This window comes from Clostridium sp. AM49-4BH, assembly GCF_003478335.1.
Lineage (GTDB): Bacteria > Bacillota > Clostridia > Lachnospirales > Lachnospiraceae > Butyribacter.
The window spans coordinates 16,631-42,824 of sequence record NZ_QUFB01000015.1; the positions used below are offsets into that span (position 1 = coordinate 16,631).

At 44.6% G+C, this 26,194-nt stretch carries 28 protein-coding genes and 1 pseudogene; 22 read left to right on the forward strand and 7 right to left on the reverse strand.

The features are described from left to right. Positions 1–10: 10 nt before the first annotated feature. From DW981_RS06035 to DW981_RS06075, 10 genes are all read left to right on the forward strand, one after another. Complete coding sequence (locus DW981_RS06035; protein WP_118507101.1) at positions 11–1,984, forward strand: hypothetical protein; 1,974 nt, start codon at positions 11–13, stop codon at positions 1,982–1,984. Positions 1,985–2,059: 75 nt separating this feature from the next. After that, on the forward strand, positions 2,060–3,814 hold the full coding sequence (locus tag DW981_RS06040; protein ID WP_118507102.1) for a CDP-glycerol glycerophosphotransferase family protein: 1,755 nt from the start codon (positions 2,060–2,062) through the stop codon (positions 3,812–3,814). A gap of 72 nt (positions 3,815–3,886) precedes the next feature. Then, positions 3,887–4,936, forward strand: a complete 1,050-nt coding sequence (locus DW981_RS06045) for a GNAT family N-acetyltransferase (protein WP_118507103.1) — start codon at positions 3,887–3,889, stop codon at positions 4,934–4,936. A 67-nt stretch (positions 4,937–5,003) separates the two neighbouring features. Then, entirely contained in the window at positions 5,004–5,174 is a 171-nt protein-coding gene (locus DW981_RS15045) for a hypothetical protein (RefSeq protein ID WP_022024190.1), read from the forward strand. 167 nt (positions 5,175–5,341) lie between these two features. After that, complete coding sequence (locus DW981_RS06050) at positions 5,342–7,645, forward strand: bifunctional (p)ppGpp synthetase/guanosine-3',5'-bis(diphosphate) 3'-pyrophosphohydrolase (protein ID WP_243034668.1); 2,304 nt, start codon at positions 5,342–5,344, stop codon at positions 7,643–7,645. Positions 7,646–7,657: 12 nt separating this feature from the next. Continuing rightward, entirely contained in the window at positions 7,658–8,296 is a 639-nt protein-coding gene (locus DW981_RS06055; protein WP_022024187.1) for an MBL fold metallo-hydrolase, read from the forward strand. Positions 8,297–8,318: 22 nt separating this feature from the next. After that, positions 8,319–9,428, forward strand: coding sequence for a coproporphyrinogen dehydrogenase HemZ (gene hemZ / locus DW981_RS06060; protein WP_118507105.1), 1,110 nt, complete (start codon positions 8,319–8,321; stop codon positions 9,426–9,428). 32 nt (positions 9,429–9,460) lie between these two features. After that, entirely contained in the window at positions 9,461–9,844 is a 384-nt protein-coding gene (locus tag DW981_RS06065) for a hypothetical protein (protein ID WP_022025401.1), read from the forward strand. Positions 9,845–9,925: 81 nt separating this feature from the next. Next, positions 9,926–11,722 carry an aspartate--tRNA ligase gene (gene aspS, locus DW981_RS06070; RefSeq protein WP_118507107.1) on the forward strand — a complete coding sequence of 599 codons (1,797 nt, stop codon included), beginning with the start codon at positions 9,926–9,928 and terminating at the stop codon, positions 11,720–11,722. Continuing rightward, positions 11,719–12,219 (forward strand): phosphatase PAP2 family protein, encoded by a 501-nt coding sequence (locus DW981_RS06075; protein WP_118507108.1) that lies wholly within the window; start codon positions 11,719–11,721, stop codon positions 12,217–12,219. The genes aspS and DW981_RS06075 overlap by 4 nt, the downstream gene beginning before the upstream one ends. A 118-nt stretch (positions 12,220–12,337) precedes the next feature. Here DW981_RS06075 and DW981_RS06080 read toward each other — a convergent pair whose 3' ends face one another. Beyond that, positions 12,338–12,544, reverse strand: coding sequence for an alpha/beta-type small acid-soluble spore protein (locus DW981_RS06080; RefSeq protein ID WP_022025398.1), 207 nt, complete (start codon positions 12,542–12,544; stop codon positions 12,338–12,340). 253 nt (positions 12,545–12,797) lie between these two features. Here DW981_RS06080 and scfA point away from each other — a divergent pair, with 253 nt between their 5' ends. Next, positions 12,798–12,947 (forward strand): six-cysteine ranthipeptide SCIFF, encoded by a 150-nt coding sequence (gene scfA, locus DW981_RS06085; RefSeq protein ID WP_022025397.1) that lies wholly within the window; start codon positions 12,798–12,800, stop codon positions 12,945–12,947. 98 nt (positions 12,948–13,045) lie between these two features. Further along, positions 13,046–14,407, forward strand: a complete 1,362-nt coding sequence (gene scfB, locus DW981_RS06090; RefSeq protein ID WP_118507109.1) for a thioether cross-link-forming SCIFF peptide maturase — start codon at positions 13,046–13,048, stop codon at positions 14,405–14,407. Between the two features lie 130 nt (positions 14,408–14,537). Here the strand turns inward: scfB and DW981_RS06095 are convergent, their stop codons facing one another. Continuing rightward, positions 14,538–14,804, reverse strand: coding sequence for a hypothetical protein (locus tag DW981_RS06095; RefSeq protein WP_147352615.1), 267 nt, complete (start codon positions 14,802–14,804; stop codon positions 14,538–14,540). Positions 14,805–14,839: 35 nt separating this feature from the next. Next, entirely contained in the window at positions 14,840–15,097 is a 258-nt protein-coding gene (locus tag DW981_RS06100; protein WP_118507111.1) for a hypothetical protein, read from the reverse strand. Between the two features lie 220 nt (positions 15,098–15,317). Here DW981_RS06100 and DW981_RS06105 point away from each other — a divergent pair, with 220 nt between their 5' ends. The 3 genes from DW981_RS06105 (at position 15,318) to DW981_RS06115 (ending at position 17,164) form a co-directional block, all read left to right on the forward strand. Continuing rightward, positions 15,318–15,527 carry a small, acid-soluble spore protein, alpha/beta type gene (locus DW981_RS06105; RefSeq protein ID WP_118507112.1) on the forward strand — a complete coding sequence of 70 codons (210 nt, stop codon included), beginning with the start codon at positions 15,318–15,320 and terminating at the stop codon, positions 15,525–15,527. Positions 15,528–15,591: 64 nt separating this feature from the next. After that, positions 15,592–16,473, forward strand: coding sequence for an AraC family transcriptional regulator (locus DW981_RS06110; protein ID WP_118507113.1), 882 nt, complete (start codon positions 15,592–15,594; stop codon positions 16,471–16,473). Between the two features lie 13 nt (positions 16,474–16,486). Further along, positions 16,487–17,164 (forward strand): HAD family phosphatase, encoded by a 678-nt coding sequence (locus DW981_RS06115; RefSeq protein ID WP_182434157.1) that lies wholly within the window; start codon positions 16,487–16,489, stop codon positions 17,162–17,164. Between the two features lie 5 nt (positions 17,165–17,169). Here DW981_RS06115 and DW981_RS06120 read toward each other — a convergent pair whose 3' ends face one another. From DW981_RS06120 to DW981_RS06130, 3 genes are all read right to left on the reverse strand, one after another. Next, complete coding sequence (locus DW981_RS06120; protein WP_118507115.1) at positions 17,170–18,108, reverse strand: hypothetical protein; 939 nt, start codon at positions 18,106–18,108, stop codon at positions 17,170–17,172. Positions 18,109–18,176: 68 nt separating this feature from the next. Further along, positions 18,177–18,464, reverse strand: a complete 288-nt coding sequence (locus DW981_RS06125) for a hypothetical protein (protein ID WP_022025389.1) — start codon at positions 18,462–18,464, stop codon at positions 18,177–18,179. Beyond that, positions 18,430–18,963 carry a hypothetical protein gene (locus DW981_RS06130; protein ID WP_118507116.1) on the reverse strand — a complete coding sequence of 178 codons (534 nt, stop codon included), beginning with the start codon at positions 18,961–18,963 and terminating at the stop codon, positions 18,430–18,432. The genes DW981_RS06125 and DW981_RS06130 overlap by 35 nt, the downstream gene beginning before the upstream one ends. 223 nt (positions 18,964–19,186) lie before the next feature. Between DW981_RS06130 and DW981_RS06135 the strand changes: the two genes are divergently transcribed. The 4 genes and pseudogenes from DW981_RS06135 to DW981_RS06150 all read left to right on the forward strand — a co-directional run bounded on the left by DW981_RS06135 (position 19,187) and on the right by DW981_RS06150 (position 22,616). Next, positions 19,187–19,900, forward strand: coding sequence for an IMP cyclohydrolase (locus DW981_RS06135; RefSeq protein WP_022025387.1), 714 nt, complete (start codon positions 19,187–19,189; stop codon positions 19,898–19,900). Between the two features lie 37 nt (positions 19,901–19,937). Beyond that, positions 19,938–21,112: pseudogene (locus DW981_RS06140) on the forward strand (phosphoribosylaminoimidazolecarboxamide formyltransferase). A gap of 55 nt (positions 21,113–21,167) precedes the next feature. After that, complete coding sequence (aroC, locus tag DW981_RS06145) at positions 21,168–22,277, forward strand: chorismate synthase (RefSeq protein ID WP_118507133.1); 1,110 nt, start codon at positions 21,168–21,170, stop codon at positions 22,275–22,277. A 144-nt stretch (positions 22,278–22,421) separates the two neighbouring features. Continuing rightward, entirely contained in the window at positions 22,422–22,616 is a 195-nt protein-coding gene (locus DW981_RS06150) for a hypothetical protein (protein WP_118507117.1), read from the forward strand. A 244-nt stretch (positions 22,617–22,860) separates the two neighbouring features. Here DW981_RS06150 and DW981_RS06155 read toward each other — a convergent pair whose 3' ends face one another. Further along, entirely contained in the window at positions 22,861–23,061 is a 201-nt protein-coding gene (locus tag DW981_RS06155; RefSeq protein ID WP_118507118.1) for a chorion class high-cysteine HCB protein 13, read from the reverse strand. Between the two features lie 153 nt (positions 23,062–23,214). On the opposite strand from DW981_RS06155, the gene DW981_RS06160 reads away from it, so the two are divergent. The 3 genes from DW981_RS06160 (at position 23,215) to purF (ending at position 26,185) form a co-directional block, all read left to right on the forward strand. Continuing rightward, positions 23,215–23,985, forward strand: coding sequence for a glycoside hydrolase family 3 protein (locus DW981_RS06160; protein WP_182434159.1), 771 nt, complete (start codon positions 23,215–23,217; stop codon positions 23,983–23,985). Next, positions 23,973–24,614, forward strand: a complete 642-nt coding sequence (locus DW981_RS06165; RefSeq protein WP_118507120.1) for a glycoside hydrolase family 3 N-terminal domain-containing protein — start codon at positions 23,973–23,975, stop codon at positions 24,612–24,614. The genes DW981_RS06160 and DW981_RS06165 overlap by 13 nt, the downstream gene beginning before the upstream one ends. Before the next feature lie 143 nt (positions 24,615–24,757). After that, complete coding sequence (gene purF, locus DW981_RS06170; protein WP_347474519.1) at positions 24,758–26,185, forward strand: amidophosphoribosyltransferase; 1,428 nt, start codon at positions 24,758–24,760, stop codon at positions 26,183–26,185. Positions 26,186–26,194 lie beyond the last annotated feature (9 nt).

Sequence of the window (26,194 nt, forward strand, 5' to 3'; positions counted from 1 at the left end):
ATGAAGCATTATGTTACAGTTGTTTGACAGCATCAGAAAACGGAAAGCCAGAATAGCGGTTATGATCGTTGCTGCACTTGTCTGCAGTCTTTTGGGAGGGTTTACGGCTGCCCCAATGGCAAAGGCAGAGGAGACCGGCGAGGAAATCTATACACCGGATAGAGTAGATTTGATCGCACCGGTGGAGGGTGCTGTATTTTTGGAAGAGAAAGATGTGCTGACCGGGTTGGAAGTAACAGAAACGACCACGGACTCGATCACGGTAGCATGGGATGAAATGCCCGGAATGACATCGTATCTTGTGTATTATTATGATTTTGAGAAGTCTGCTTATGTTTTTTTAGATGAGACGAAAGAGCAGAAATATACGTGGAAAGACCGAAAAGCCGGTGATGAATTTTATATCACAGTGTGTGCCTATCGTCAGTCAAGCGGAGAACAGAGCCACTTTGCAGAACCGGTTCACACGTTTACCCGGCCGGAAGCACTTACGACATTTTCGATCATAAAAAATGCTTCCACATCGATCACACTTGGCTGGGAGAAGGTGGAGAGTGCGACCGGATATTTGATCTACCGCACAGAGGCAAATGGCGTAGAAACAAAAGTAGGAAGCACAACGACATTAGAATATAAGGATACCGGCTTGAAATCGGGTGTCACATACCGTTATCGCATTCGAACCTATTTTGCAGACGAGGAAAACACCGGAGAATATTCGGAGCAGATTTCGACCACGACGAATCCTGCCAAACCGTCCATGAAGCTTCGTGCCGGAAATGGCCGGGTAAAGCTCACGTGGACAGCGGTAAATGGTGCGACAGGATACCGTATTTATCAGTTTAATGGTTCACAGGCGGTTCTTATAGCTGATTTGAAAGAAAAATCTACGGTCCGTTATCTTCGTACCGGACTCAAAAACGGTACCAAATATTATTACACGATGACAGCATACCGCACCTATAAAGAGAAAGATTATGAGAGCAGCAAGGCGACGAAGAGCGGCGTCAAACCGATTGCTGTAGCAAAGACGAGTACCGGTGCCAAGCTGTATAAATCGAAAAAGGCTTTTTTGAGATCGGCAGCAGTTAAGGCGTGCAGTTTTGTAAAGAAACAGTTAAACTATGCAAAGAGTATCGTTTTGCCGGGAATGACAAATACTAACGTTTTGGAATTTGGAAGTAAAACAATGGTACCGCAGGGAATGACGTTTGCCGGCTCGTATTTACTCGTCAGTGCTTATGACAGCAAGAGAATCGATAATTCCGTGGTATATGTTATGAGCAGATCCAGTAAAAAACTGTTGACGACAGTTGTATTGCCAAATAAGACACATGCGGGTGGTCTTGCTTATGACGGGCGTAATCTTTGGATATGCCAGTCGACATATCTGCGCAGCATATCGTTTGCTCAGATCAAAAAAGCGGCGGTTGCTAAAAAGAAATATTTAGAGATTAAGGCGTATGGGACCAAGAATGCGTTAGGGCAGCAGGCGGCTGCGGTAACGTATTATAAGGGACTTTTGTGGGTGGCTTCGTATAGCGAAAGTAATTCCGGCTATTTGGGCTCCTATCGGATCGCAGACAAGACCGGTAAGCCGGTGCTTACCGTATGTGGGCGTATTAAGCTTCCTAACCGTGTACAGGGATTAACGTTTACTTCGAATGGACGATTGATCCTGTCGAGATCTTGTCAGACCAATTCGACGAAACGAGGCTATCTGCATCAGATGGATGTGTACAAACCGAATCTGAAAAAAGCAAGAGCCGGTAAGATCACACTTGGCAAACGCAATAAAGTGATCAATATGCCGTCGATGAATGAGGAGATTGCGGTAAGTGGTAAGTATTTATATGTAAATTTTGAATCGGTACAGTTTACTTCAGCTACGAAGCGGGTTGACCGGATCTGTGCTTTTAAGGTGGCTGCTGTGACAAAAAAGGAAAAGGCAAAGAAAAGTACGAAGAAAAGAACGAAGAAGTAATATGGAGGACACCTGTAGCAGCGCGTGAAAAAATATTGATGGGCTGACAGGCTGAGAAAGGAATGGAGAGATAGCGTGATAAAGAATCTGCAGGCTGTTGCTGATGTGACCAAAACAGACCGATCGGTTGTCTATGAACTGACGGTATCCGGAAAGTTAAAAGGATACAAAACGACTGCGGCGAGGATGCATATGCTGCTTAGTTTTGTACAGGACATCGACGGACAAAAGAAAAAGCAACGGTATTATCCAATGTTTGTAGAATGCACAATGACTAAGGAGGGAGATTGCAAGTTTATAGGCACCTCCAAAGTGGAGTTGGCGTACGTGTTTGCGGATAAAAAAGGATTGCAGTCTGATCGGAATGTGTCGGTTTCACTTTGTTATGTGGATCAGAATATGCAGTGGCAGGAAATAGAAGTTTCAAGAAATCTGCGGGGAGAGCAGTTTTTTGACCTATATCAGCAACCACGTGTTTTGATCAGAATAGTTAAGCGCGCGTTGTTTGGTCTGTGCACAGTGCTGCTGCCGGTATGGTTGTGTTCCGGTTGGCTTGCCTCGAAAGGAATTGGTAAGCTTAGCCCGAGAGCACAGAAAGCATCCGGTAAAAAGGCAATTTTTTATCATGCAAATGATATGGTAAAGGCGTGGACGGGATATGATTATAGTGTTCGCGATCACAAAACCAGATATTTTGCCAGACAGTATGCTCGTGCCGTAAAACAGATCACCACGCCGGAGGGTGTGTTATTTCTGTCGGAAAGACAGGTGGATGCAGGCGGTAATCTGGACCGGGTTCGGAGTCTTTTGCAGGAAGAGGGAAAGACAGAGTTAAAAGAGTTTTTGACAACGAAGACAGTAGATAAACTGACTTTTAGGGAACTGAAAAAAAGTGCATATCTCGCAGCGGGGGCAAAGGTGATCGTTTTAGAAGATTTTGTGCCGCAGCTAGGGGCACTCAACGTCAGACAGGAGACTGAGGTGCTGCAATTGTGGCATGCCTGTGGCGCATTTAAGCTGTTTGGGTTGTCAGAGCTTGGGCTTACGGATCTGGCACAGAATACGAGAAATCATAGAACATATACACGGGCGATCGTCAGTGGATCTGCAATGGCACCGTTTTACAGTGAAGCCTTTGGTATGCACATTAATAATATTCGTCAGACAGGCATACCACGTACCGATGTATTTTTTGATGAGGATTATCGCAAAGAAACGGTTGCGGCTCTTTATGAGCGTTATCCGCAGTGGAAAGACAAAAAAATCGTGCTCTTTGCACCGACTTTTCGTGGAAGTGGTAATAAAACGGCGTTTTATCCGATGGAACGATTTCCAATCGATCTTGTGATGAATGCATTACCGCCGGATACCGTGTTGCTTGTAAAGCAGCATCCTTTCGTACGTTCCGATCTTTCGATGTACCGGGAATGCGATTTTGCAGATCGTCTCTTTGATCTGACCGGCAAAGAAAATATTAATGATCTGTTATTTATCACCGATCTGTTGGTGACAGACTATAGCTCGTCTATTTTTGAGGCAGCATTGATAGATATTCCAATGATCTTTTATGCGTTTGATCTTGAGGAGTATTTGAGAGAGAGAGATCTTTATTTTGATTTCGCAGAGTTTGTACCGGGTGAGATCGTAGAAGATCTGCAGACGCTGATAAGTAGGATGAAGGAAGTACTTATCAGTCCGGCGAAAACTTCTGTGGATGATTCTTTTCGTCAATTTTTCTTAGGCCTGTTGGATGGCAGTTCCACACGCCGGACGACAGATCTGATCTATGACATGTTAGATGGTACGGATCAGCCGACATATATTAACTAGCGAAGCAATGATGTGCCTGCGGCAGGATGAAATTGTTATCAGTCTGCGGGAACGGAAAGGAATGTGGGATTCGTGGATCAGATCAAGATGAAAGATCTTCAGACAGAGGCAGAAAAGAAACCATTTGCAGCAGCGGTTAAGGCACTGTGGATCGAGATGTTTGAAGATAAAGAAAGTTATGTAGATCATTACATGAGCAGCACCTGGAAACACAACCGGGTGCTGCTTTTGCTGCGTGGAGAGGAAATTGTATCGATGTTGCATCTTAATCCGTACACTTGCATTGTGCAGGGCGAGCGGCTCGATCTGCATTACATTGTGGGTGTTTGCACGAAGAAAGCAGAACAGGGAAAAGGATATATGGGGCAGTTGGTTACGGAGGCACTTCGTATCTGCAAAGAGGACGGGGAGCCGTTTACGTATCTGATGCCGGCGGCAGAGGCGATCTACCGTCCGTATGACTTTGTGTCAGCGGGATGGTGTGATAAGTTCGTGATAGAAGCAGAAGAAGTAGAAGAAGCAGACCCATCCCTGCCACAGGCACGATGGGATGCTATTGTGCCGGAACTTGGACAGGCGGGATCAATACAAAATGTCGGAAATCATACATTACAGATATGCCCGTTTGATCGTTGGACGGCGGGACAGACGAAGCAACTGGAGAGTTTTGCGGCAGAGCTGCCGATGGATATGCACGCAGCATGGACGGCGGCATATTTTGCAGAAACAGATCAGCAGATGAAATGCTACGACGGAGAGCTGGTTGCAGTGTGGGATCAGGAAAAACCGATCGCAATTGCCGCCTATCTGTGTGAGGAAGATCAAAGTGAGGCAGAGATCACTCATGTATTGGCAGCAAAGCAGTATCAGAAGTTGGTGTGCAGGCAGTTGGCAGAATATGTACGGAAACGTTCGAACAGGCAGGATATACGTCTTGTTTGTGATCTGCCGGCGTACTCTTTTGATGCAGAAAGAATGCATTGTACGACAATGATACGACCGCTGCAAGAGGAATGGTTTGCAAAGCGAATTTCTCCTGCGGATGGTGATTGTATGAATATACAAAATTTGGTAAAATTATGGTTACAGGGAGTGATGATATATACTCCGGAATTAGTATGAGCCGTACAATGGGATACAAAAAGTACAGTGTCTGCTATATACAAATAACATCGTGGAGGATCAGAATATGACCTATAAAAAATGGGACAAAGAATTGAATAAACTGCAGGAGGGAACCGGTAAATACGAATGGGATGAGCTGGAAGAACTGATTACAGATGCTTACGAAGAGGAAGAGTTGACAGATGAACAGTTTGATATGCTGATGCAAAAGCTAATGGGTATTGAATGCGAGTAAAGATGGGCTTTTCGTTACTTGATTTTGAATGAAAAAAATCGTATACTACAATACAAAGTGTTTCGATGATGACAATACAAAAGTTACATACTCCCACGGCTGGCGGCCATATATACGGGTTGTTGGACACATGAGTGGTTAGGAGGCTGCATATGGAAGACAACAAAATGGGACAATTGGGGTTTAAGATTGATACGGGGGAGTTGGCAACAAGTACGATTCCGGAGGATTTTACAGCACCGGAGGAGTTATATAAAAAGTTAATTACAATGATCCGTAAATATCATCCGTCAGATGATATTTCGATGATCGAGAAAGCGTATCAGATCGCATCAAAGGCGCATGAGGGGCAGCTTCGTAAATCGGGGGAACCATATATCATCCATCCGATCTGTGTCTGTTTGATACTTGCGGAATTGGAACTTGATAAGGAGACGATCGTTGCCGGGATGCTTCATGATGTTGTTGAGGATACCGTTATGACCGGACCGGAGATCGCAGCAGAGTTTGGAGATGAGGTTGCTTTGTTGGTCGATGGTGTGACGAAATTGACACAGATCGACTATGTGGCCGATAAAGTTGAAATGCAGGCAGAGAATCTGCGTAAGATGTTTCTTGCGATGGCAAAAGATATTCGTGTAATCTTGATCAAGTTAGCCGATCGCCTGCACAATATGCGCACAATGCAGTACCAGACGCCGATCAAGCAAAAAGAGAAATCAACAGAGACATTAGATATTTACGCACCGATTGCGGATAGACTCGGTATTTCCAAAGTTAAGGTCGAGTTGGATGATCTGTCGTTTAAATATTTAGAGCCTGAAATGTACAAACAGCTCGAAAAAAGTCTGGAGCAGGGCAAAGTGAAGCGGCACGAGTTTATCGCCAAGATCGTGGCAGAGGTGCGCAGTCACATTGCAGCGGCCGGGATCAAAGCGACGATCGATGGACGCGCAAAGCATTATTTTAGTATTTATAAGAAAATGGTTACCCAGAATAAAAAATTGGATCAGATCTATGATCTGTTCGCTGTGCGTATCATTGTAGACACAGAGAGAGATTGTTATACGGCGTTAGGTGTTATTCATGAGATTTATAAACCAATACCTGGTCGATTCAAAGATTATATCGCAATGCCAAAGCCGAACAATTATCAGTCGCTTCATACGACATTGATCGGTTCGGAAGGACAACCGTTTGAGATACAGATCCGTACGTACGAGATGCATCGTACCGCAGAATATGGTATCGCAGCACATTGGAAATACAAAGAAAATCAATATGGACAGGATACTTCCAAGAGTGAGGAAGAAAAGCTTTCCTGGCTGCGCCGTATTTTGGAATGGCAGCGTGATATGTCGGATAATAAGGAGTTTTTAAGTCTGCTTAAAAGCGATCTGGATCTGTTCTCCGACTATGTATATTGCTTTACGAAAGATGGTGATGTCAAGAATCTGCCTGCAGGTTCGACACCGATCGATTTTGCGTACGCAGTACACAGTGCGGTTGGTAACCGCATGGTAGGTGCCAGGGTGAATGGCAATCTGGTGACAATTGATTATCATATTCAAAATGGTGACCGTGTGGAGATCATCACGTCACAAAATTCCAGAGGTCCAAGCCGCGACTGGCTGTCTATTGTTAAAAGCACACAGGCCAAAAATAAGATCAATCAGTGGTTTCGAACGCAGTTTAAGGAAGAAAATATACTGCGTGGCAAGGAATTGTTAACGAATTATTGTAAAGCGCAAGGAATTGTACTTACGGATCTGGTCAAACCGGAATATACGCAGGCTTGTATGAAAAAGTATGGTTTCCGTGATTGGGATTCTGTCTTGGCTGCACTTGGTCATGGTGGTCTGAAAGAGGGACAGGTGATCAATAAGCTGCAGGACGCTTATCGTAAGAAAAATCCGCAGTTTGCAACGGATAAAGATATATTAGAAGCAGTAGGAAAAAATAATGCATCATCCAATGGTCAGACGAGAGCAATGGCAGCGATCAAGTCCAAGAGTGGTATTGTAGTTGCAGGGCTGGACGATGTTTCTGTACGTTTTTCACGTTGCTGCAGTCCGGTGCCGGGAGACGAGATCATTGGTTTTGTCACAAGAGGTCGTGGCGTATCCATTCATCGTACAGATTGTGTGAATGTAATGAACATGAATGAGGCGGATCGTCAGCGAATTATCGAGGCAGAATGGCAGGTGACTCCGGATAAAGAGGAAAATGAGCTGTATGATACCGAACTGGTTATTTATGCATATGACCGAATTGGTGTATTGTTAGACTTGACCAGAGTATTTACGGAAAGCGGTATTACGATCAATAATGTCAATTCCCGTACGAGCAAACAGGGCATTGCAACGATCACGATCGGATTTGCGATCCGTAGTGTAGAAGCGCTGCATGTGCTAACCGCAAAACTGCGTCAGGTAGAGAGCGTTAAGGATATACAAAGAACACATTCATAAAAAGGAGTAATTATGAGTCGATTGATTTGTAAATTTCAAGTGGTGGGACCGGTACAGACAAACTGTTATTTTTTGTATCGTGAGGATACAAAAGACTGTGTGATCGTGGATCCGGGAGATGAAGCAAAACGTATTAAAAAGTTTATAGAAGATCAGGAATTACATCCGGTTGCCATCTTGCTGACACACGGACATTTTGACCATGTTATGGCAGTGGATAGCGTGCGTACGGCATATCATATTCCGGTGTATGCGGCAGAAGCAGAAAAGGAGACAATGCAGGATGCGTCCATCAATCTTTCCATCAATATGGGCGGTGCCATGTTGTCCGTAGAAGCAGATCACTGGTTGAAAGATGGGGAGACGATCACTTTGTTAGATCAGGAAGTACGCTGCATTTTGACTCCGGGACATACGGTGGGCGGTATGTGTTTTTATTTTCCTAAGGCGGGAATGCTTTTTTCCGGAGATACACTTTTCCAGGAATCGGTCGGCAGGACTGATTTTCCGGGAGGAAGTATGTCAGAGATCGTGCGGTCGATCCGTGAAAAATTATTTGTTCTTCCGGATGCCGTGCAGGTGTATCCGGGGCATGGACTTATGACATCGATCAAAAATGAAAAGATGTTTAATCCATTTGCGGTAGAATGATTTTCGGACATGGAGGATTGAGATGATAGGATTTACATTGTCTGAAAAAGAGTTTGACTATGAACTACAGGCGTTGGCAACCGGATTTTCCGGAAAACGCACACAAATAAATGGGGAATCAGGAGACCTCCATATTGCCATTGATTATGGTGATACGGAGATTTCTGTTTGTGTGGAGACAAAAGCCGGACGTAAAGCGTCTAGTGCAGCGGTAACCGGAGATGACGACTGGCACAAAAAAGAGGGGAAGCTTGCGCACCCATATCGGACGTATTACAAAAATATCGTTAAAAAATTAGTATTTACAGTGCTCCGTGATTTCCCGGAAGAATGGCTGCCGGAGGGCTTTGAACGACGACTTCCGGTTTGGGGCACGATGACAGGGGTACGTCCGACAAAGATTCCGATGAATATGTTGCTAGAGGGACGTGAGCGAACGGAAGTTATGGAAATACTGCAGAACGTTTATTGTTGCAGTGAGCAAAAGGCTGCGCTTGGAACTGAAATTGCTGCAAGAGAGGCAGCTCTGCTGCAGCAAAATGAATATCAGGACGGATATAGTTTGTATGTAGGTATTCCGTTTTGTCCGACCACCTGTTTGTATTGTTCCTTTCCGTCGTATCCGTGCGATCGTTTTGGTCATTTGCGGGATGATTATGTGGCAGCACTGCAGCGGGAGATCAAGGGAACGGCAAAGTTGATGCAGGGAAAGCGGCTGACAAGTGTATATATGGGTGGTGGGACGCCAACAACATTATCACCGGAGCAGCTTCGTACTGTGATAAAGACGATGCAGGAGTATTTTCCGATGGACACGTCTGTAGAGTTTACAGTGGAAGCGGGAAGACCGGATAGCATTACGGAGGACAAATTGTTGGCTCTGCGTGAGTGTGGTGTAGACCGGATCTCGGTCAATCCGCAGACAATGCAGCAAAAGACGTTGGATCTGATCGGAAGAAGGCATACGGTCGATCAGACGATACAGGCATTTGAGCTGGCAAGAAAGCTTGGATTTACCAATATTAATATGGACCTGATCATTGGTCTGCCGGGAGAAGAGCTGTCCGATTTTGAGGATACATTGCGTCAGGTGGGGCAGTTGGCACCGGATAGTTTGACGATCCATCCTTAGTGATCAAGCGAGCTTCGAGACTGCGGAGTGTCTTGGAAGAACAAGGCGCATTGGGGGAGACGGAGCAGATACGCGGCAGACGGATGGAGCAGATGTTGGCTCGCGGGGAGCAGTTTGCCGGAGAACAGGGATATCTGCCGTATTATATGTACCGCCAAAAGAATTCTGCCGGTCATGCCGGAAGTGGTGGCCAGGAAAATATTGGATATGCAAAACCGGGGAGCGAATGTTTGTATAACATTTTGATCATGGAGGAGATGCAGTCGATCGTTGCGTTAGGAGCAGGTGCATCAACGAAGAAATATCATAGTGACCGGGGACAGGTAAGCCGGATTGAAAATGTGAAGAGTGTTACGGATTATATTTCCCGTGTGGATGAAATGATCGAGCGCAAAAGGCATGCGCTTGAAAGATAGAGGGATTTGTTGTAAGATAGGAAACGAAAATTAGAATTACCGTGCAGGAAAGGGATTCCTGCAGCAGAGATTGGAGGAACTATGGCTGAGTCGATGAAAGGCTTAAAACGCACATGCCGTTGTGCGGAGCTGAGTGAACAGAATATTGGAGATACCGTTACCGTGATGGGATGGGTACAAAAACAGAGAAATAAAGGTGGCATTATATTTGTCGATCTGAGAGATCGTTCCGGCATTTTGCAGTTGATCTTCGAGGAGAGCGAGATCGGCAGTGAGGGATTTGCAAAAGCAGAGAAGCTGCGCAGCGAGTTTGTTGTGGCTGTGACCGGTGAAGTGACAGCACGTTCCGGTGCCGTGAATGATAAACTGGCAACCGGTAAGATCGAGGTTCGTGCTAAAGCAATTCGTGTGTTATCAGAGTCTGAGACACCGCCATTCCCGATTGAGGCAGACAGCAAGACCAAAGAAGACATTCGATTAAAATATCGTTATTTGGATCTGCGCAGACCGGATCTGCAGCGCAATTTGATCATGCGCAGTCGTGTGGCAACATTGATCCGTCAATTTTTGGCAGACGAAGGATTTTTAGAGATCGAGACACCGATGCTTACCAAGAGTACACCGGAGGGTGCCAGAGATTATCTTGTGCCAAGTCGTGTGCATCCGGGTAATTTTTATGCACTGCCACAGTCTCCACAGTTGTTTAAGCAGCTTTTGATGTGCTCCGGTTATGATCGTTATTTCCAGATCGCCCGCTGTTTCCGAGATGAGGATCTGCGTGCAGACCGTCAGCCGGAATTTACACAGGTCGATATGGAGTTATCTTTTGTGGATGAGGACGATGTGATGGACGTCAATGAGAGACTTCTTCAGAAGATTTTCAAAGAAGTGCTGGATGTTGATGTAGAGCTCCCAATTCAGAGAATGACTTGGCAGGAAGCGATGGATCGTTTTGGTTCAGACAAGCCGGATCTTCGTTTTGGCATGGAGTTACATGATGTTTCTGAGGTCGTGAAGGGATGCGGTTTCGGCGTATTTACCGGCGCATTGGAAAATGGCGGTTCCGTTCGCGGTATCAATGCAAAAGGTCAGGGGGCAATGCCTCGTAAGAAGATCGATGCATTAGTGAAGTTTGCCAAAGATTTTGGCGCAAAGGGACTGGCTTATCTGTGCATTAATGAAGATGGCACATATAAATCTTCGTTTGCAAAGTTTATGACAGAGGAAGAGTTAGATGCACTGGTTAAGGCAATGGATGGAGAAGCCGGTGATCTGTTGTTATTTGCAGCAGACAAGAACAAGATCGTTTGGGATGTTCTTGGTAATCTGCGTTTAGAGATCGCACGCAATCTTGATCTGTTGGATAAAAATGTATATAAATTCCTTTGGGTTACTGAGTTCCCAGAGTTTGAATATTCGGAAGAGCAGGGTCGTTATGTAGCAATGCATCATCCGTTCACGATGCCAATGGAAGAAGATATTCCATTGTTAAAGACAAATCCGGAGAAAGTACGCGCCAGAGCATACGATATCGTGCTGAACGGTACTGAGCTTGGTGGTGGTTCCATCCGTATTCATCAGGACGATGTACAGGAAACGATGTTTGAGGCACTTGGCTTTACCAAAGAAAAAGCGAACGAACAGTTTGGCTTCCTCATCAATGCATTCAAGTATGGTGTTCCGCCACATGCAGGTCTTGCATATGGTCTGGATCGTTTGATCATGCTTATGGCGAAGCAGGACAGCATCCGTGACGTCATCGCCTTTCCAAAGGTAAAAGATGCTTCTTGTCTTATGACAGATGCGCCAAATGCTGTAGATGATAAGCAGTTGCAGGAGTTATGCTTAGACGTTGTGAAAAATGAGGAAGAAGAGTGAGAAAAGAAGCTTATGAACGAATCTTTGCGTGTATTCAAAAAACACGTTATGGAGTGAAGATCATAAATGGAATAAGTACGGCTATCACATATGTGACAGCCGTGCTGTATTTTAGCGTTTTATTTTGGCTGGTGTGGCAGGAAAGCTATTGTGACGCTTGTGTTACGATAGCCGTGCCGGCAGTATCTTTTATACTTGTAAGCGTTTTTCGTGCCAAATTAAATGCACGCAGACCTTATGAGGTATATCAGTTTCAACCATTGATCCCGAAGGATAAGTGCGGAAATTCCTTTCCGAGCAGACATGTATTTTCTATTTTTGTGATCGGTACGACAATTGCTTGGCAGTGTATGTGGGCAGCAGTGGTCGTCTGGGTTTTGGGTATCGTCCTTGCGGTGACTCGTGTGGCCGGTGGCGTACATTTTCCAAAAGATGTGATCGCCGGAATGTGTATCGGTATCATTTTGGGAGCAGCCTGTCGGTTCTTTTTGTATTGATAAGCGGAAACAGCAAAAGAGAGTGATATTTGTTATCTTTACAGATGACAGATATCACTCTTTGCTTTGTAGGAGACAGATCACTGCTAATGCAGTCTATCTCCGGAAACTGCCGGCATTATTTGCCTGCCATTTCCTGCTCCTGACGCTTGATCATCTGGCGAACCATCTCGCCACCAACGGAACCGTTCTGCTTAGAAGTAAGGTCACCGTTGTAACCGTTCTTCAAAGGTACGCCTAATTCGTTAGCTACCTCCATTTTGAATTTGTCCATTGCTTCCTTAGCCTGTGGCACTTCCATTCTGGAACTGTTATTGTTTGTCATGGTTTTTACCCTCCTTTATATTTGTCCGACATCTTTGATTTCGAACAGATAAATCCTGCCCAAATTGATAGCTGCCGGGATTTGATAAGTGTTTTTTCACGCTTATCATGGTACTAGTATGCGATAATGCAAAAAAAATATGTTGGCAGATATAGGAAAAAGATTGTTTTTTTTGAGAATTATGGTACAATAAACTTATATGGGTTCATTTTGAGAGATGGACTTTAGAATATGTTAATGGAGGATACTTATTATGAAGCATATCAAGACATTGAATCGCGCAAATCTGAGTGCTACTGCGAAAAAGGGTGGATGCGGCAAATGTCAGGCATCTTGCCAGTCTGCATGCAAGACTTCTTGTACAGTAGGAAATCAGAAGTGTGCAAATGAGGAAAATAAATAATTTTCTTCAGATCAAGAATGATAAATGGCTGTTACAAACACTGTAACAGCCATTTTGTTGACACAAACGAAAAGAAGTATAGAAATGAGGATAAATATATGATACACAAATTTAAAGCGAAAGGCTTGAATATTTTGCTCGATGTCAACAGTGGTGGAGTACATTTGATCGATGATGTGACATATGATCTGTTAGACTATGCACAGCCGCCTTTTGAGGAAGAATGTCCGACAAAATATATTGATGCGTTGAAGACAGATTATTCCGAGGAAGAGATTAAAGAGTCTTATGCAGATATTGTTGCTCTGTATCACGACAAGCTGTTGTTTAGTGAGGATATTTACGGAGATTTTGCAAATACAGCAGTAGAGTCTCCGATCAAGGCAATGTGCCTGCATATTGCACACGACTGTAATCTGCGCTGTAAGTACTGCTTTGCTTCTACGGGAGATTTCGGTACAGGACGTAAGTTGATGCCGTTAGAAGTAGGCATTGCGGCAATTGACTTTTTGTTAGAGCACTCGATCGGACGTGAGAATTTGGAGGTTGATTTCTTTGGTGGAGAGCCTTTGATGAATTTTGAGGTAGTCAAAGAAATCGTGAAGTATGCTCGCAGCAAAGAAGAAGAATATCATAAAAATTTCCGTTTTACGATCACAACGAATGGCATGTTGTTGACCGATGACAAGATTGATTATATCAATGAAGAAATGTCTAATGTCGTATTGTCTATCGACGGCCGTAAAGAAGTCAATGACCGTATGCGTGTAAAAGTTGATGGCAGCGGGTGTTATGACCGCATTGTAGATAACTATAAGAAGTTAGTTGAGAAGCGCGGTGATAAGGAATATTATGTGCGTGGAACGTATACGAAATACAATTTGGACTTTTCAGAAGACGTAATGCATTTGTACAATGCAGGATTTGATCAGGTTTCTGTGGAACCGGTTATGGAAGATGAAAGTGTAGAATACGCAATCACAGAGAAAGATTTAGATCAGATCTATGCGGAGTATGACAAATTGGTGGATCAGATTGCGGAGATCAAGGATAACGGTGGAAGTATCAATTTCTTTCATTTCATGATCGATCTGGATCAGGGACCATGTGTGATCAAGAGACTGCGTGGCTGTGGTAGTGGCAACGAGTATGTTGCGATCACGCCGGATGGCGATATTTATCCATGTCATCAGTTTGTAGGTCATGAAGAGTATTGTATGGGTAATTTGGAGCAGGGAACGTTTAACACCGACATTAAAAAAGAATTTGCCGGTGCACATGTATATTCCAAACCGACTTGCCGAGACTGCTGGGCAAAATTCTATTGCAGCGGTGGATGCAATGCGAACAATTATATTTATAATGGGGATATTCATGATGCTTATGAATTATCCTGTAAGATCATGCGCAAGCGTTTAGAGTGTGCGATCCTAAGTCAGGTTCGCGATATGCTGAAATAGGCGAGAGCGCAGAATGTGGTCTGAACAATAACTTCTGATATGGAAAGTTATCATTAAGTGGAAAAAATCCCGGTAACTGATTTGCAGTTTACCGGGATTTCTTTCTTTGTAAATAGTTAGGTAATAATACCTAATCTATCAGCATTTCTAATAAATTTACATTCGTTGGCATATAAAATGCAGGAATCGGATAATTCTCATCATTGTAATTTCCTTTGGCAAAAATAGAACAGATCCGCTCGTGTGTCTCTGTAGTATAAACCAGAGACAGTACTCTTGCTAAATGATTAAACATCAATGGAGAGATGCATACGCCCCACTCTTCCGAATCATTTTCGTCAAATAGCTTTGGTGTGATGGCTAATGTCTTGCCATTTTTAGTATTTGTGGCTGTCAATTTCAAAAATCCGGTCTGAGGATCCGTCGTGCAGCTTAAAGTACAGATTCTTCGAAATTCTCTCGGAAATGCATTGTCTCCAATAAAGAAGAATTCACATCATTTAATGGATTGCATAAATCCTTAATGATCTGTTGCTTATCGCTTGTAATAAGATATATTAATTTGTCGATGCTCTTCTGGCTCATGACATCACTGTTAACAGAGCCTTTCTTAGCATTCAAAAAATCAACCAATACATCAATTTCCTCTTGACTGAGTAAGGAATAACTTTGGCTTTGTATGGTATTCATAATCAGTACCTCCCGTTAAATCTATCACACATTTTGCATAATCATAATTATATGCTCATTATACATGGTCTGAGCGTTTGTTTCAACTACGGATTAAAAAAAATAAAAGTGGGGATTCTGAATAAAAAGCAAAGTCAGTGCTTTGCATAACACCACATTGTGAGCAGATTCCTATAAAGTGAAAAGAAGAGTCTGCACAGAGAAAGGAGCGTGGTCTGGGATGTTAGTAGGACCAAAAAAGAATCCGGTGGAAATTTTAACGCCGGAGGACATTGTTAAGTTGCCGCAGCAGGAACAGCATAAGTGGGAGATCGCTGCAGAACTTGGATTGTTTGATAAGATCATAGAACAGGGCTGGGAGGCTTTGACGGCACGGGAGAGTGGCAGGATCGGAGGAATGTTGGCTGCAGCTCAGAGAAAGAAAAAGTAGTTGACATTCCGACAGGAGTATACTATTTTCTACATGGACACAATTATTTTTGAGGTGACAGATAATGGGACATAAAAAGGAATATGAAGAGAAGCAGCGTCATGGTACGGTAGAACTGCCGCTGGGATTACACAAGATGGAATATCCGGAGGGAACAGACGCTATTTTTTATTTACATTGGCATCAGGAGTTTGAGTTTTTTGTCGTGACAAAGGGCAGTGTGCTGTTTATGGTCGACGAGAGAGAATATATGCTCCGCAAGGGAGATGGTATCTTTATCAATTCGAATCAGCTGCATTCTGCCAAAACAATAGATGGTCATGCATGTGCTTTTTTTGCGGTGGATTTTTCCTATCAGATATTAGCAGAGGATATTCATAGTCGTTTTGCCCAAAAATATATCCGACCGGTACTGAATGGTGAGACGGAGTTTGCAGTTTATCTGGCAGGAGATGGAGAACAGTGGCAGCAGGAAGTGATCAGCTTGCTGCAGGATATCGGAGTGTGTCCGGAGCATGGTCTAACCGATCATGAACTCTTGGTTCGCAGTCGGATCTATGCAGTATGGGATCAGATGACACATCATGCAGCATATACAATGCGGGAAAAATCCGGGAAACACTCTTCGGAGCGTCTTGCACCGGTCGTAGAGTATATGCATCAGAATTACGCTTATGAGATCACGTTAGCAGAGCTGGCGGCACTTTTGCCCATGAGCGAAGGTCAATTCTGTCGTGTTTTTAAGCAGGTGATGAAGCTTTCGCCAATGCAGTATTTAATGCGATATCGTATTTTACAAAGCTGTAGGATGCTGCAAGACACGGATAAAAAAGTTGGGGAGATTGCCAATTTGTCAGGTTTTAATAATATCAGTTATTTTAACAAAGTATTTTTGAATACGATCGGATGTACTCCAAAAGAGTATCGTGCGAATAGTATGTATTGATGGAGGAATGAGGATGGTTTATTATAAAACGATTTTAGAGGCAGCAAAGCATTTTGAAGAGAAGAAAGCGTTCTTGTTCGACATGGATGGACTGATATTTGACACAGAACAATTATTCATGGAGCAGCTTGCAATCGTCATGAAAGAACATGGGTATACTTTGACAAAAGAGTTTTATATACAAAGTCTTGGGTTGACGGGAGAAACCCTGAAAAGCCTGATGTGTGGTGCGTATGGGGAAGAGTATCCTTTTGCAGAACTTAGCGCAGAGAGCCGCAGAAGGGTCAGTATCGTTGCTGAGACAGTGGGACTGAGGGTAAAGCCTGGAATCCGGCAATTGCTCGGGTGGCTGTGTGAGCATCATAAGAACTGTGCGGTCGTTTCTTCCACGCACGCAAAATATGTACGAAAATACTTAGAATATGCGGGGATAGATTCTTATTTTAAGGAAGTGATCGGTGGAGATATGGTGGAAAGATCCAAGCCGGAGCCGGATATTTTTCTTTTGGGCTGTGAAAAGACCGGGGTAACGCCAGAGGAGGCGGTGGTTCTGGAAGATTCTGAAAATGGTATTCGCAGTGCGTCAAGAGCCGGGATCGCGACGATCTGTGTGCCGGATCTAAAATATCCGGGAGAACAGGTGCTGCCGCTGATCGATGTTATTGTCACAGCCGGAGAAATAACGGAATGACCGGATCATTTTTTGGAACAGTGTCGAAATAATACTATGCAGCTTATCAGAGAGATCACACCGATCAAAGTGCACAATGTCGAAACCGTGCCGAGCGTGAGAACTGCGTAGTCAAAATGCATCAGACATTGTCGGATGCACAGAAAATCCAAAATACATATAATAAACAGTGCGATCAGCAGATAAATGCGGATCGTTACTAAATGGGGGCGAAGCGGTGTATTGCCCCTGCTTTCCGTATAATGTCGAATTGCAGATGCAGTTCGGCTTTTTTGATGGGCAACGGTATACCAGCCGACCGCAAAAAATGAGATGCAGTGGCTTTCGTACAATACATTGTGTACACCGGATAAAAACATCATACTGACAAACCACAGAAAGATATTTTGTAATGATGCAAATTTTGTGATCTGTTGGAAATACGATTGATATACAAAGAACAGGAGGCAGGAGAGTATTGCAGCGGTTACGGTGGAGATGATCTGCAAATGTCCTGCTTTTTGACGCAGTGTGGTCGCATTTGGAACGGAACTGCTAAGCAGTGTGCGAAGTCTGCGGCGGCAAATAGACGAAATGCCGTAAAAACAGACACAGACAATAGCGCAGACACAGTAAGCCCCTGCCAGAGGAAAGGCGATCAGTCTGCGTACCACCCACAAAAGACAACAGATAGGAAGCAGTACACTGACAGCTCCTGTCAGATCGCTTAAAAGGAGATACAGACAGGAGAGCGGCTGGTGGCTGCGTACGATGTCTTTGCAGTAACGCTGCAGATTGAACCCTCGGAATCGGTTTGGCGCAATCCCTGCTCTTGCTGCCTGTGCACTGCGCGTTTGTTCGCGTTCTATTTCGTCGTTTATTTGCTGCTCCGTCAAGATAGAACCTGCTTCTTCGCGAAACAGCGCAGCAAAATCACGATCTGTGACGGGTGTATCTTGTACCATAGATTATCCTCATTTCCAGTAGGAATGCGTTTGCATTGTACTATATTTGTGATTCGTAAACGGGGACATTAACGGCTCAGACCGGATTGGAGAAAGGGTTTGATAAATTCATATTGCTTTTGACCGGAAGCAGATAAATTCTCTGTGAACAGCTCCGTAAGTAACTCATTCTCCTCTGCGGTGAAACGGATGTTTTCACGATCTATCTGCGTTTTCCATTCCATCAATGCCGGAAGTGCTTCTGTGATCGTGTGTCCCTGCAGATGACCAGTCAACTGTAAGATCATTTCCTGCTTTTTAGGATCCAGAGAACGGAATTTTTCATTGTTCTGCCATGGGTGAAGTTGTTGTGTCATAGGCGTTCCTTTCTGGTGACTGGCACCGTCCATTATACATGATTTGTTGAAATTGTTCAAAGGTGGATTTTTGCTCCGGCGCAAGCTGAGATAACAAAAATTCCATCAATTGACTGTTGGGTGAATTGCTGCCGGTGTCTGTAAGATCAGCTGCGGGATGTGATTTTTGAAATTCCCGATAGCTTCGAAACAGGCGGTTAGCTTGTAAAACATTTAAGACAGTCTGGACAAAATCAGCTTCTTTTGGAGTACAGTACTCACGAATACATTGCAGCATTGTCTCAGGATTTGGTGTGAAATCCGGTGCAGACGGCTGGCCCTCTAATGAGAGTCCGGCAGCCTCCAGACTATACCGTTCATCGCTTTGCCCTCTGGCGGTATGGATCAATGCATCTGCCTGCAGCATGATCTCAATAGCACGCCTGCTTTCCGGCATTGCATAAGGAAGTGCTGCTTTAAGCATTGCCATGTGTCGGTTGTGATCGGGTGGTACTTGCATAGTATTTCCTCCTTTTTTAGGCGACAACTGCAGTATGGATATTTTGTGTATTTTGCATAGAAATCCGGTGCAGTGTTCTATATACGATATGCATCCGGGTGACAAGTCAGAACAAATTATAGTTGAGATTTTTGAGAATATCGTGTATTCTAATACCGTCTCCTGATGCAGGCATACCCGCAGGAGACGGAGAGGCTGGTGTATGCAGAAAAGAGGAGAAGCAATGCAAATGATATCATTGGAGCAGGAGTTAAAGCAGAATGCGTATCCGGGACGAGGCATCGTCATTGGGCAGTCTGCAAATGGAAAGTATGCGGTGACCGCTTATTTTATTATGGGAAGAAGCGAAAACAGCCGTAATCGCGTTTTTGTTGAAGATGGTGATGGGATCCGTACTCAGGCATTTGATCCATCGAAATTAAGCGATCCGAGCCTGATCATATATGCACCGGTACGTGTACTCGGTAATAAAACTATTGTAACAAATGGTGATCAGACAGATACCATTTATGAGTTGATGGATAAACAGATGACATTCGAACAGGCATTGCGCACAAGAGAATTTGAGCCGGATGCACCAAATTATACGCCGCGTATTTCCGGCATTATGCATGTGGATCAGGGAAATTACAGTTACGCTATGTCTATCTTGAAAAGCAACAATGGCAATGGTGATTCCTGCAATCGTTATACGTTTGCTTATCAGCAGCCGGTAGCAGGCGAAGGCCATTTTATACATACGTATCAGTGCGATGGCGATCCGCTTCCAAGCTTTGAGGGAGAGCCAAAGTTAGTAGCGATTCCGGACGATATGAAAGCATTTACGGATATGCTTTGGAACAGCTTAAATGAGGATAACAAAGTATCGCTGTTTGTTCGTTATATCGACATTGCTACAGGCGAGGCAGAGTCTGTGATCGTTAATAAAAATAAATAAAACTATAATCTTATATTGAAAATGGAGGAATTAGTTCATGAAAGAATTAGAATTAAAATATGGATGTAATCCAAATCAGAAACCATCTAAGATTTATATGCAGGAAGGCGAGCTGCCGATCACGGTATTAAACGGTAAGCCGGGGTATATTAATTTTTTGGATGCGTTCAACGGCTGGCAGCTTGTGCGCGAATTAAAGAAAGCCACGGGACTTCCGGCAGCCACCTCGTTTAAGCATGTTTCACCTGCAGGTGCGGCTGTTGGTCTTCCGCTTAGTGAAGTGGAAGCAAAGATTTACTGGGTGGACGATCTTGGCGAATTGACACCATTAGCGGCAGCTATGCAAGAGCGCGTGGCGCAGACAGAATGTCTTCTTACGGAGATTTTATTGCGTTATCTGATGTGTGTGATGTGTGTACCGCTAAAATGATAAAGAGAGAGTTCTCAGATGGTATTATTGCACCGGGTTACGAGCCGGAAGCATTGGAATATCTTAAGGGAAAGAAAAAAGGAAATTATGCGATCATTCAGATCGATCCGGAATATGAGCCGGCACCGATCGAGCATAAAGAAGTGTTTGGTGTGACTTTCGAGCAGGGAAGAAATGAGTTGAATATTGATGAGCATTTCTTTGATGATGTTGTAACAGAGAATAAAGACATTCCACAGCAGGCAAAGATCGATATGGCGATCGCAATGATCACGTTGAAATACACACAGTCTAACTCCGTATGTTTTGTGAAGAACGGACAGGCGATCGGTATTGGTGCCGGACAGCAGTCACGTATTCATTGTACCCGTTTGGCAGGCAACAAGGCAGATAACTGGCTTTTGCGTCAGTCTCCACAGGTGCTTTCGCTTCCGTTCAAAGAGGGAATGAAACGTGCAGACCGCGACAATGCGATCGATCTTTACATCGGTGAGGATTATATGGATGTATTGGCAGATGGCGAGTGGGAACGCGTATTTACGGAGAAACCGCCGGTATTTACCAAAGAGGAGAAACAGGCGTGGATCTCTCAGGCAACAGATGTTGTTTGTGGTTCAGATGCGTTTTTCCCATTTAGTGACAATGTAGAGAGAGCATTCCGCAGTGGTGTAAAATATATTGCACAGCCGGGTGGCTCCATTCGTGACAATGATGTGATCGAAGCATGTAATAAGCATGGTATCGCAATGAGCTTTACAGGCATCCGTCTGTTCCATCATTAATGCGAGTTCGTAAGAAAGGTCGAATGCGGTTGTACGCATCGAAATGGAAAGAAATATGGCAGGATCAACATTTGGAAATTTATTTCGCGTGACGACTTGGGGTGAATCACATGGACGCGGTATTGGTGTGGTTGTAGATGGCTGCCCTGCAGGGCTTCCATTGGATGAGCAGACAGTGCAGCAGTACCTGAACCGACGCAAGCCGGGACAGACAAAGTATTCTACACCTCGCAAAGAAGATGATCTGGTAGAGATTCAGTCAGGTGTCTTTGAGGGGAAAACAACGGGAACGCCGATATCCATGGTGGTATACAATAAAACACAGCGGTCTTCTGATTATTCGGAGATTGCATCCTACTATCGCCCTGGGCACGCAGACTATACGTTTGATCAAAAATATGGATTTCGAGATTATCGCGGTGGTGGCCGCTCCTCCGGTCGGGAGACGATCGGACGTGTTGCCGGAGGCGCTGTGGCATTGGAAGTGCTTCGGGCACTGGGAGTTGAGGTTTATGCGTACAGTAAGGAGATTGCCGGTATTGTGATCGATCCAAAGCGTGCAGACCGCAGCAATATCAGCAAGAGTCCATTGTATATGCCGGATCTGGAAGCGTCTGCACAGGCAGAAGATGCTCTTATGGCATGTATGCAGGAGCAGGATTCTGCAGGCGGTGTGATCGAGTGTGTGGTTCATGGAATGCCGGTTGGCGTTGGTGAACCGGTATTTGACAAGCTGGATGCAAAACTTGCGCAGGCAGTTATGTCGATCGGGGCTGTCAAAGGAGTAGAGATCGGTGATGGATTTTTGGCAGCACAAAGCCGTGGTTCACAGTTTAACGACAGTTTTGTTGTGCACAACGGCGCTGTTTGTACTAAGACAAATCATGCCGGCGGAATTTTAGGTGGTATTAGTGATGGCTGTGACATTATTCTCCGTGCGGCAGTAAAGCCGACACCATCCATTGCGTCTGCGCAGGAGACGATCGGTCGTGACGGCGCAGAGAGGGAGATTCATATCAAAGGCCGGCATGATCCGATCATTGTACCTCGTGCCGTAGTAGTGGTAGAATCTATGACGGCGATCACCTTGTTAGACTTGCTGATGATGTCGATGACTTCTCGTCTTGACCGGATGCAGCATTATTTTGGGATTGACCCGGAATAGGATACGACAAGATCGCGGCAGATTGTGTCTTTGTTCCGTAATTTGCATAGAATATGTTAGGGATACCTTAACAATCCTAAAAAATACGATATTTTGTATGTTTGTATGTGCGATGAAGCTGCAGACGTACTTTGGAGGATATTTATGCGATACTATCATTACGGAACTAAGCGGCATGAGAACGTACTGAAAGGAAGCGGAATGCCGCTGTCGGAACAGGCAGATGCTTTTTGCAGAGGCGACCGGGATCTGATCATTGAAGACGATACAATTTATGAGATTGACAGAGAATGTCTTGGTTGTCGTCAGGAAAGGGTCAGAGCAGGTAAACGGGTCTGAATTATATAGTGAAAAAGGACAGTTTTCTATAATGGGAACAGAGTGTGCTTTGCGCACTTTGTACGTCACCGCAAAAAAGGCTGACATTGGATGAATGTCAGCCTTCTTTCAAGCTGGTTGGTAAAGTCTGAGAGACAGCCCTAAGCTGCAATTGTCAGACTTAACTGTTCAGCCCTCACCTGCAGTACAAAGCATAGACTTTGTAATGGTTATCGGAGAGTGGAAGGGTTTGTGATGCAGTGCTTTAGAAACCGCATCCGCAGCAGCAAAGAATAAGTATGATCCAGATGATGGAGCTGCAGCCGCTGTCTCCACAACCGCCGCCGAAACCACCAAATCCGTTGCCGTTACCACAGCAGCAGCACAGGAGCAAAAGGATAATGATCCAACTGCATCCGTTGTCATTTGAAGCGCATCCACAGTTTGTAGCTGCTAAATCACTCATAAGTCCTCCAATCTGTCGGAAGTGTTCCGACAGTAAAATATATTTACAGTGTTATCCTATGCGGAGGTGCTTGGACAGTTTCCAAAAATATAAAAAAGATTTTGTAGCTGTGCGTGAGACGTGCAGATACATAGAAAGGCATGGGTGTTTATGATGTCAGATCGAAACGTAACAAAATATTGCAAGCGGTTTCTTGCACTGTGTATTGTGACAGGATTATTGTTCACAACGACAGGATGTAGTGTGTTTGGACCAAAGCAAAAGCCGTACAAAACCTATAAGCCGTCGGTGTCAGAAACGCCGGTGGCATCCGAACAGCCCGTTGTTAATTTATCGGAAGAACAAGCGGGAGAGTTTGCCAGACGTTATCTTGCGAAGATGACGACCGAACAAAAGGTGGCACAGCTTTTCGTAGTTAAGTTAGAGGAACTGGATGGCTCACAGGGAGGATACTATGAATTTCGTAAATGCACGAAAGGGATGAAGACAACTTTAAGTCAGATCCCGGTAGGTGGTGTTGTGTTATTTTCGAGAAATATTTCCACTCGGAAGAAGACATCAAAACTCATCCAGAGATTACAGGTCAACAGCCAGACACCGTTGTTTGTCACTGTAGATGAGGAAGGAGGCAGTGTTGCGCGTATTGCTTCTAACAAGAAAATGAAAACGACAAAATTCCCGACGGCAGAAAGCATTGGCAAGACGAAAGACGGGGAATACGTTTATAATATGGGAAGGACGATTGCCAGAGAGATACGGGCACTTGGATTCAATGTGAATTTTGCGCCGGTTGCAGATGTTAAAACGAGTGATCTGAATACGGAAATCGGAGAACGTTCCTTTGGATCTGATCCCGGTAAAGTATCTGATATGGTAGCCGCTTTCGTACAAGGCAGTCAGGAGCGCGGGGTATGTGCGACGTAAAACATTTTCCGGGACAGGGATCTTCCGATGGAGATACGCATCAGGGAAGTGTTGACATAGACAGCAGCATTTCCAAACTGCGTGATCTGGACTTCGTGCCGTTTAAGGCGGGAATTGATGCGGGGGCAGAGTTTGTTATGGTATCCCATATATCGGTCAGTCGTGTTACAGAGACGAAAGAGCCGGCTAGTATGTCGGAATTGATCATGAAGACGATCTTACGTGAAGAACTTGGCTTTTCGGGAATCGTGATCACAGATGCTTTTGATATGGCTTCGATCACGGATAATTATACACCGGGTGAAGCTGCACTCCAATCTTTTATGGCTGGAGCAGATATTATTTTGATGCCGAACGATCTGACACAGGCCTATCAGGCAATATTGAATGCGGTAAACAGCAAAAAAATTACGCAGAGCCGCTTAGATGAGTCGGTGATCCGTATTTTGACAACAAAATTTAAGCACGGTATTTTGACGCAAGAGGATCTGACGGTATGGGAACAGCCGACCGCAACACCGAGTGTTACACCGGCAGTTACTGCATCGCCAAAGGCAAAAAAAGGGAAAAAGAATAGGGAATCCGCAAAAACAATAAAAAAATCGACAAAAAATAAGTCGAAAAAGTAGTTGTCCCCTTGCTAGATTTTCAGAAACAGTTATAATGTTATTGGTGAAAGTATTCCATCCAAAAGAGGATAGACAGCATGAAGGAGAACAAAATGATGTGTGACAGACAGAAAGAATGCCTCGCATGCACCAACAGATCGTGTATGATGGCTGGCATTGAAGATCCGAAATTAGGAGAAGAATGTGGCGTATTTGGAATGTATGACATGGATGGCGGCGATGTTGCTTCGTCCATTTATTATGGACTGTTTTCGCTGCAGCACCGAGGACAGGAAAGCTGTGGTATCGCAGTGAGCCGTACAGACGGTGAGAAACGGAATTCCCAGATGATCAAGGGAATGGGACTTGTCAACGAAGTATTTGATGCAGAGAAGTTAGAACAGCTTCATGGTGATATTGGCGTAGGGCATGTGCGTTATTCAACGGCTGGAGCCAGTATTCCGGAGAATACGCAGCCGTTGGTATTGAATTATATTAAAGGCACTCTGATGGTTGCACACAATGGTAATCTCGTTAATGCAGTTGATCTGCGCAGAGAGTTGGAATTGATGGGAGCAATTTTTCATACCAGCATTGATTCTGAGGTGATCGCCTATTTGATCGCCCGTGAGAGATTGCATGTTGGAACTGTGGAAGATGCGGTGAAGTTAGCGATGCAGAAGATCCGGGGTGCGTACTCGCTGGTGGTTGCCAGTCCGCGCAAAATGATCGGTGCGAGAGATCCGTTTGGATTCCACCCGCTTTGCATTGGTAAGCGGGATAATGCATACTTTTTCTCATCTGAAAGCTGTGCGTTGGACACAGTTGGTGCAGAATTTGTACGAGATGTTGCACCGGGAGAGATCGTTACGATCACGCCGCAGGGAATACAGTCAGATCGCAGTATGGCTTCTGACAAATGCGCAAGATGTATTTTTGAATATATTTATTTTGCCAGACCGGATAGTTATATCGATGGGATATGTGTGCATTCCTCTCGATTGACAGCAGGAAAGATCCTGGCGCAGGAGCATCCGGTGGATGCGGATATTGTCGTAGGTGTTCCGGAGTCCGGTAATGCAGCAGCGATGGGATATTCCATGGAGTCGGGAATCCCATATGGAACCGCATTTGTTAAGAACAGTTATGTGGGACGAACCTTTATTAAGCCGAAACAGTCAGCTAGAGAGAGCAGTGTTATGGTGAAGCTAAATGCACTGCGCGAGGTAGTAAATGGCAAACGCGTGATTATGATCGATGATTCGATCGTGCGAGGTACAACGAGTGCACGTATTGTAAAGATGATCCGCGATGCAGGTGCGAAAGAAGTGCATGTCCGCATCAGTTCACCGCCATTTATGTATCCATGCTATTTTGGTACGGATGTTCCATCCAGTGACCAGCTGATCGCTTATAATCATTCTGTAGAGGAAATCTGCGAGATGATCGGTGCAGATTCTTTGGGGTATTTGGACAAAGAACGTTTGGCAGAATTGATCGACGGCGATGAGGGATACTGCCATGCATGTTTTACCGGTCAGTATCCAATGGAACCACCAAAAGAGGATATTCGTGGTGAATATGACCACTAAAATAAATTA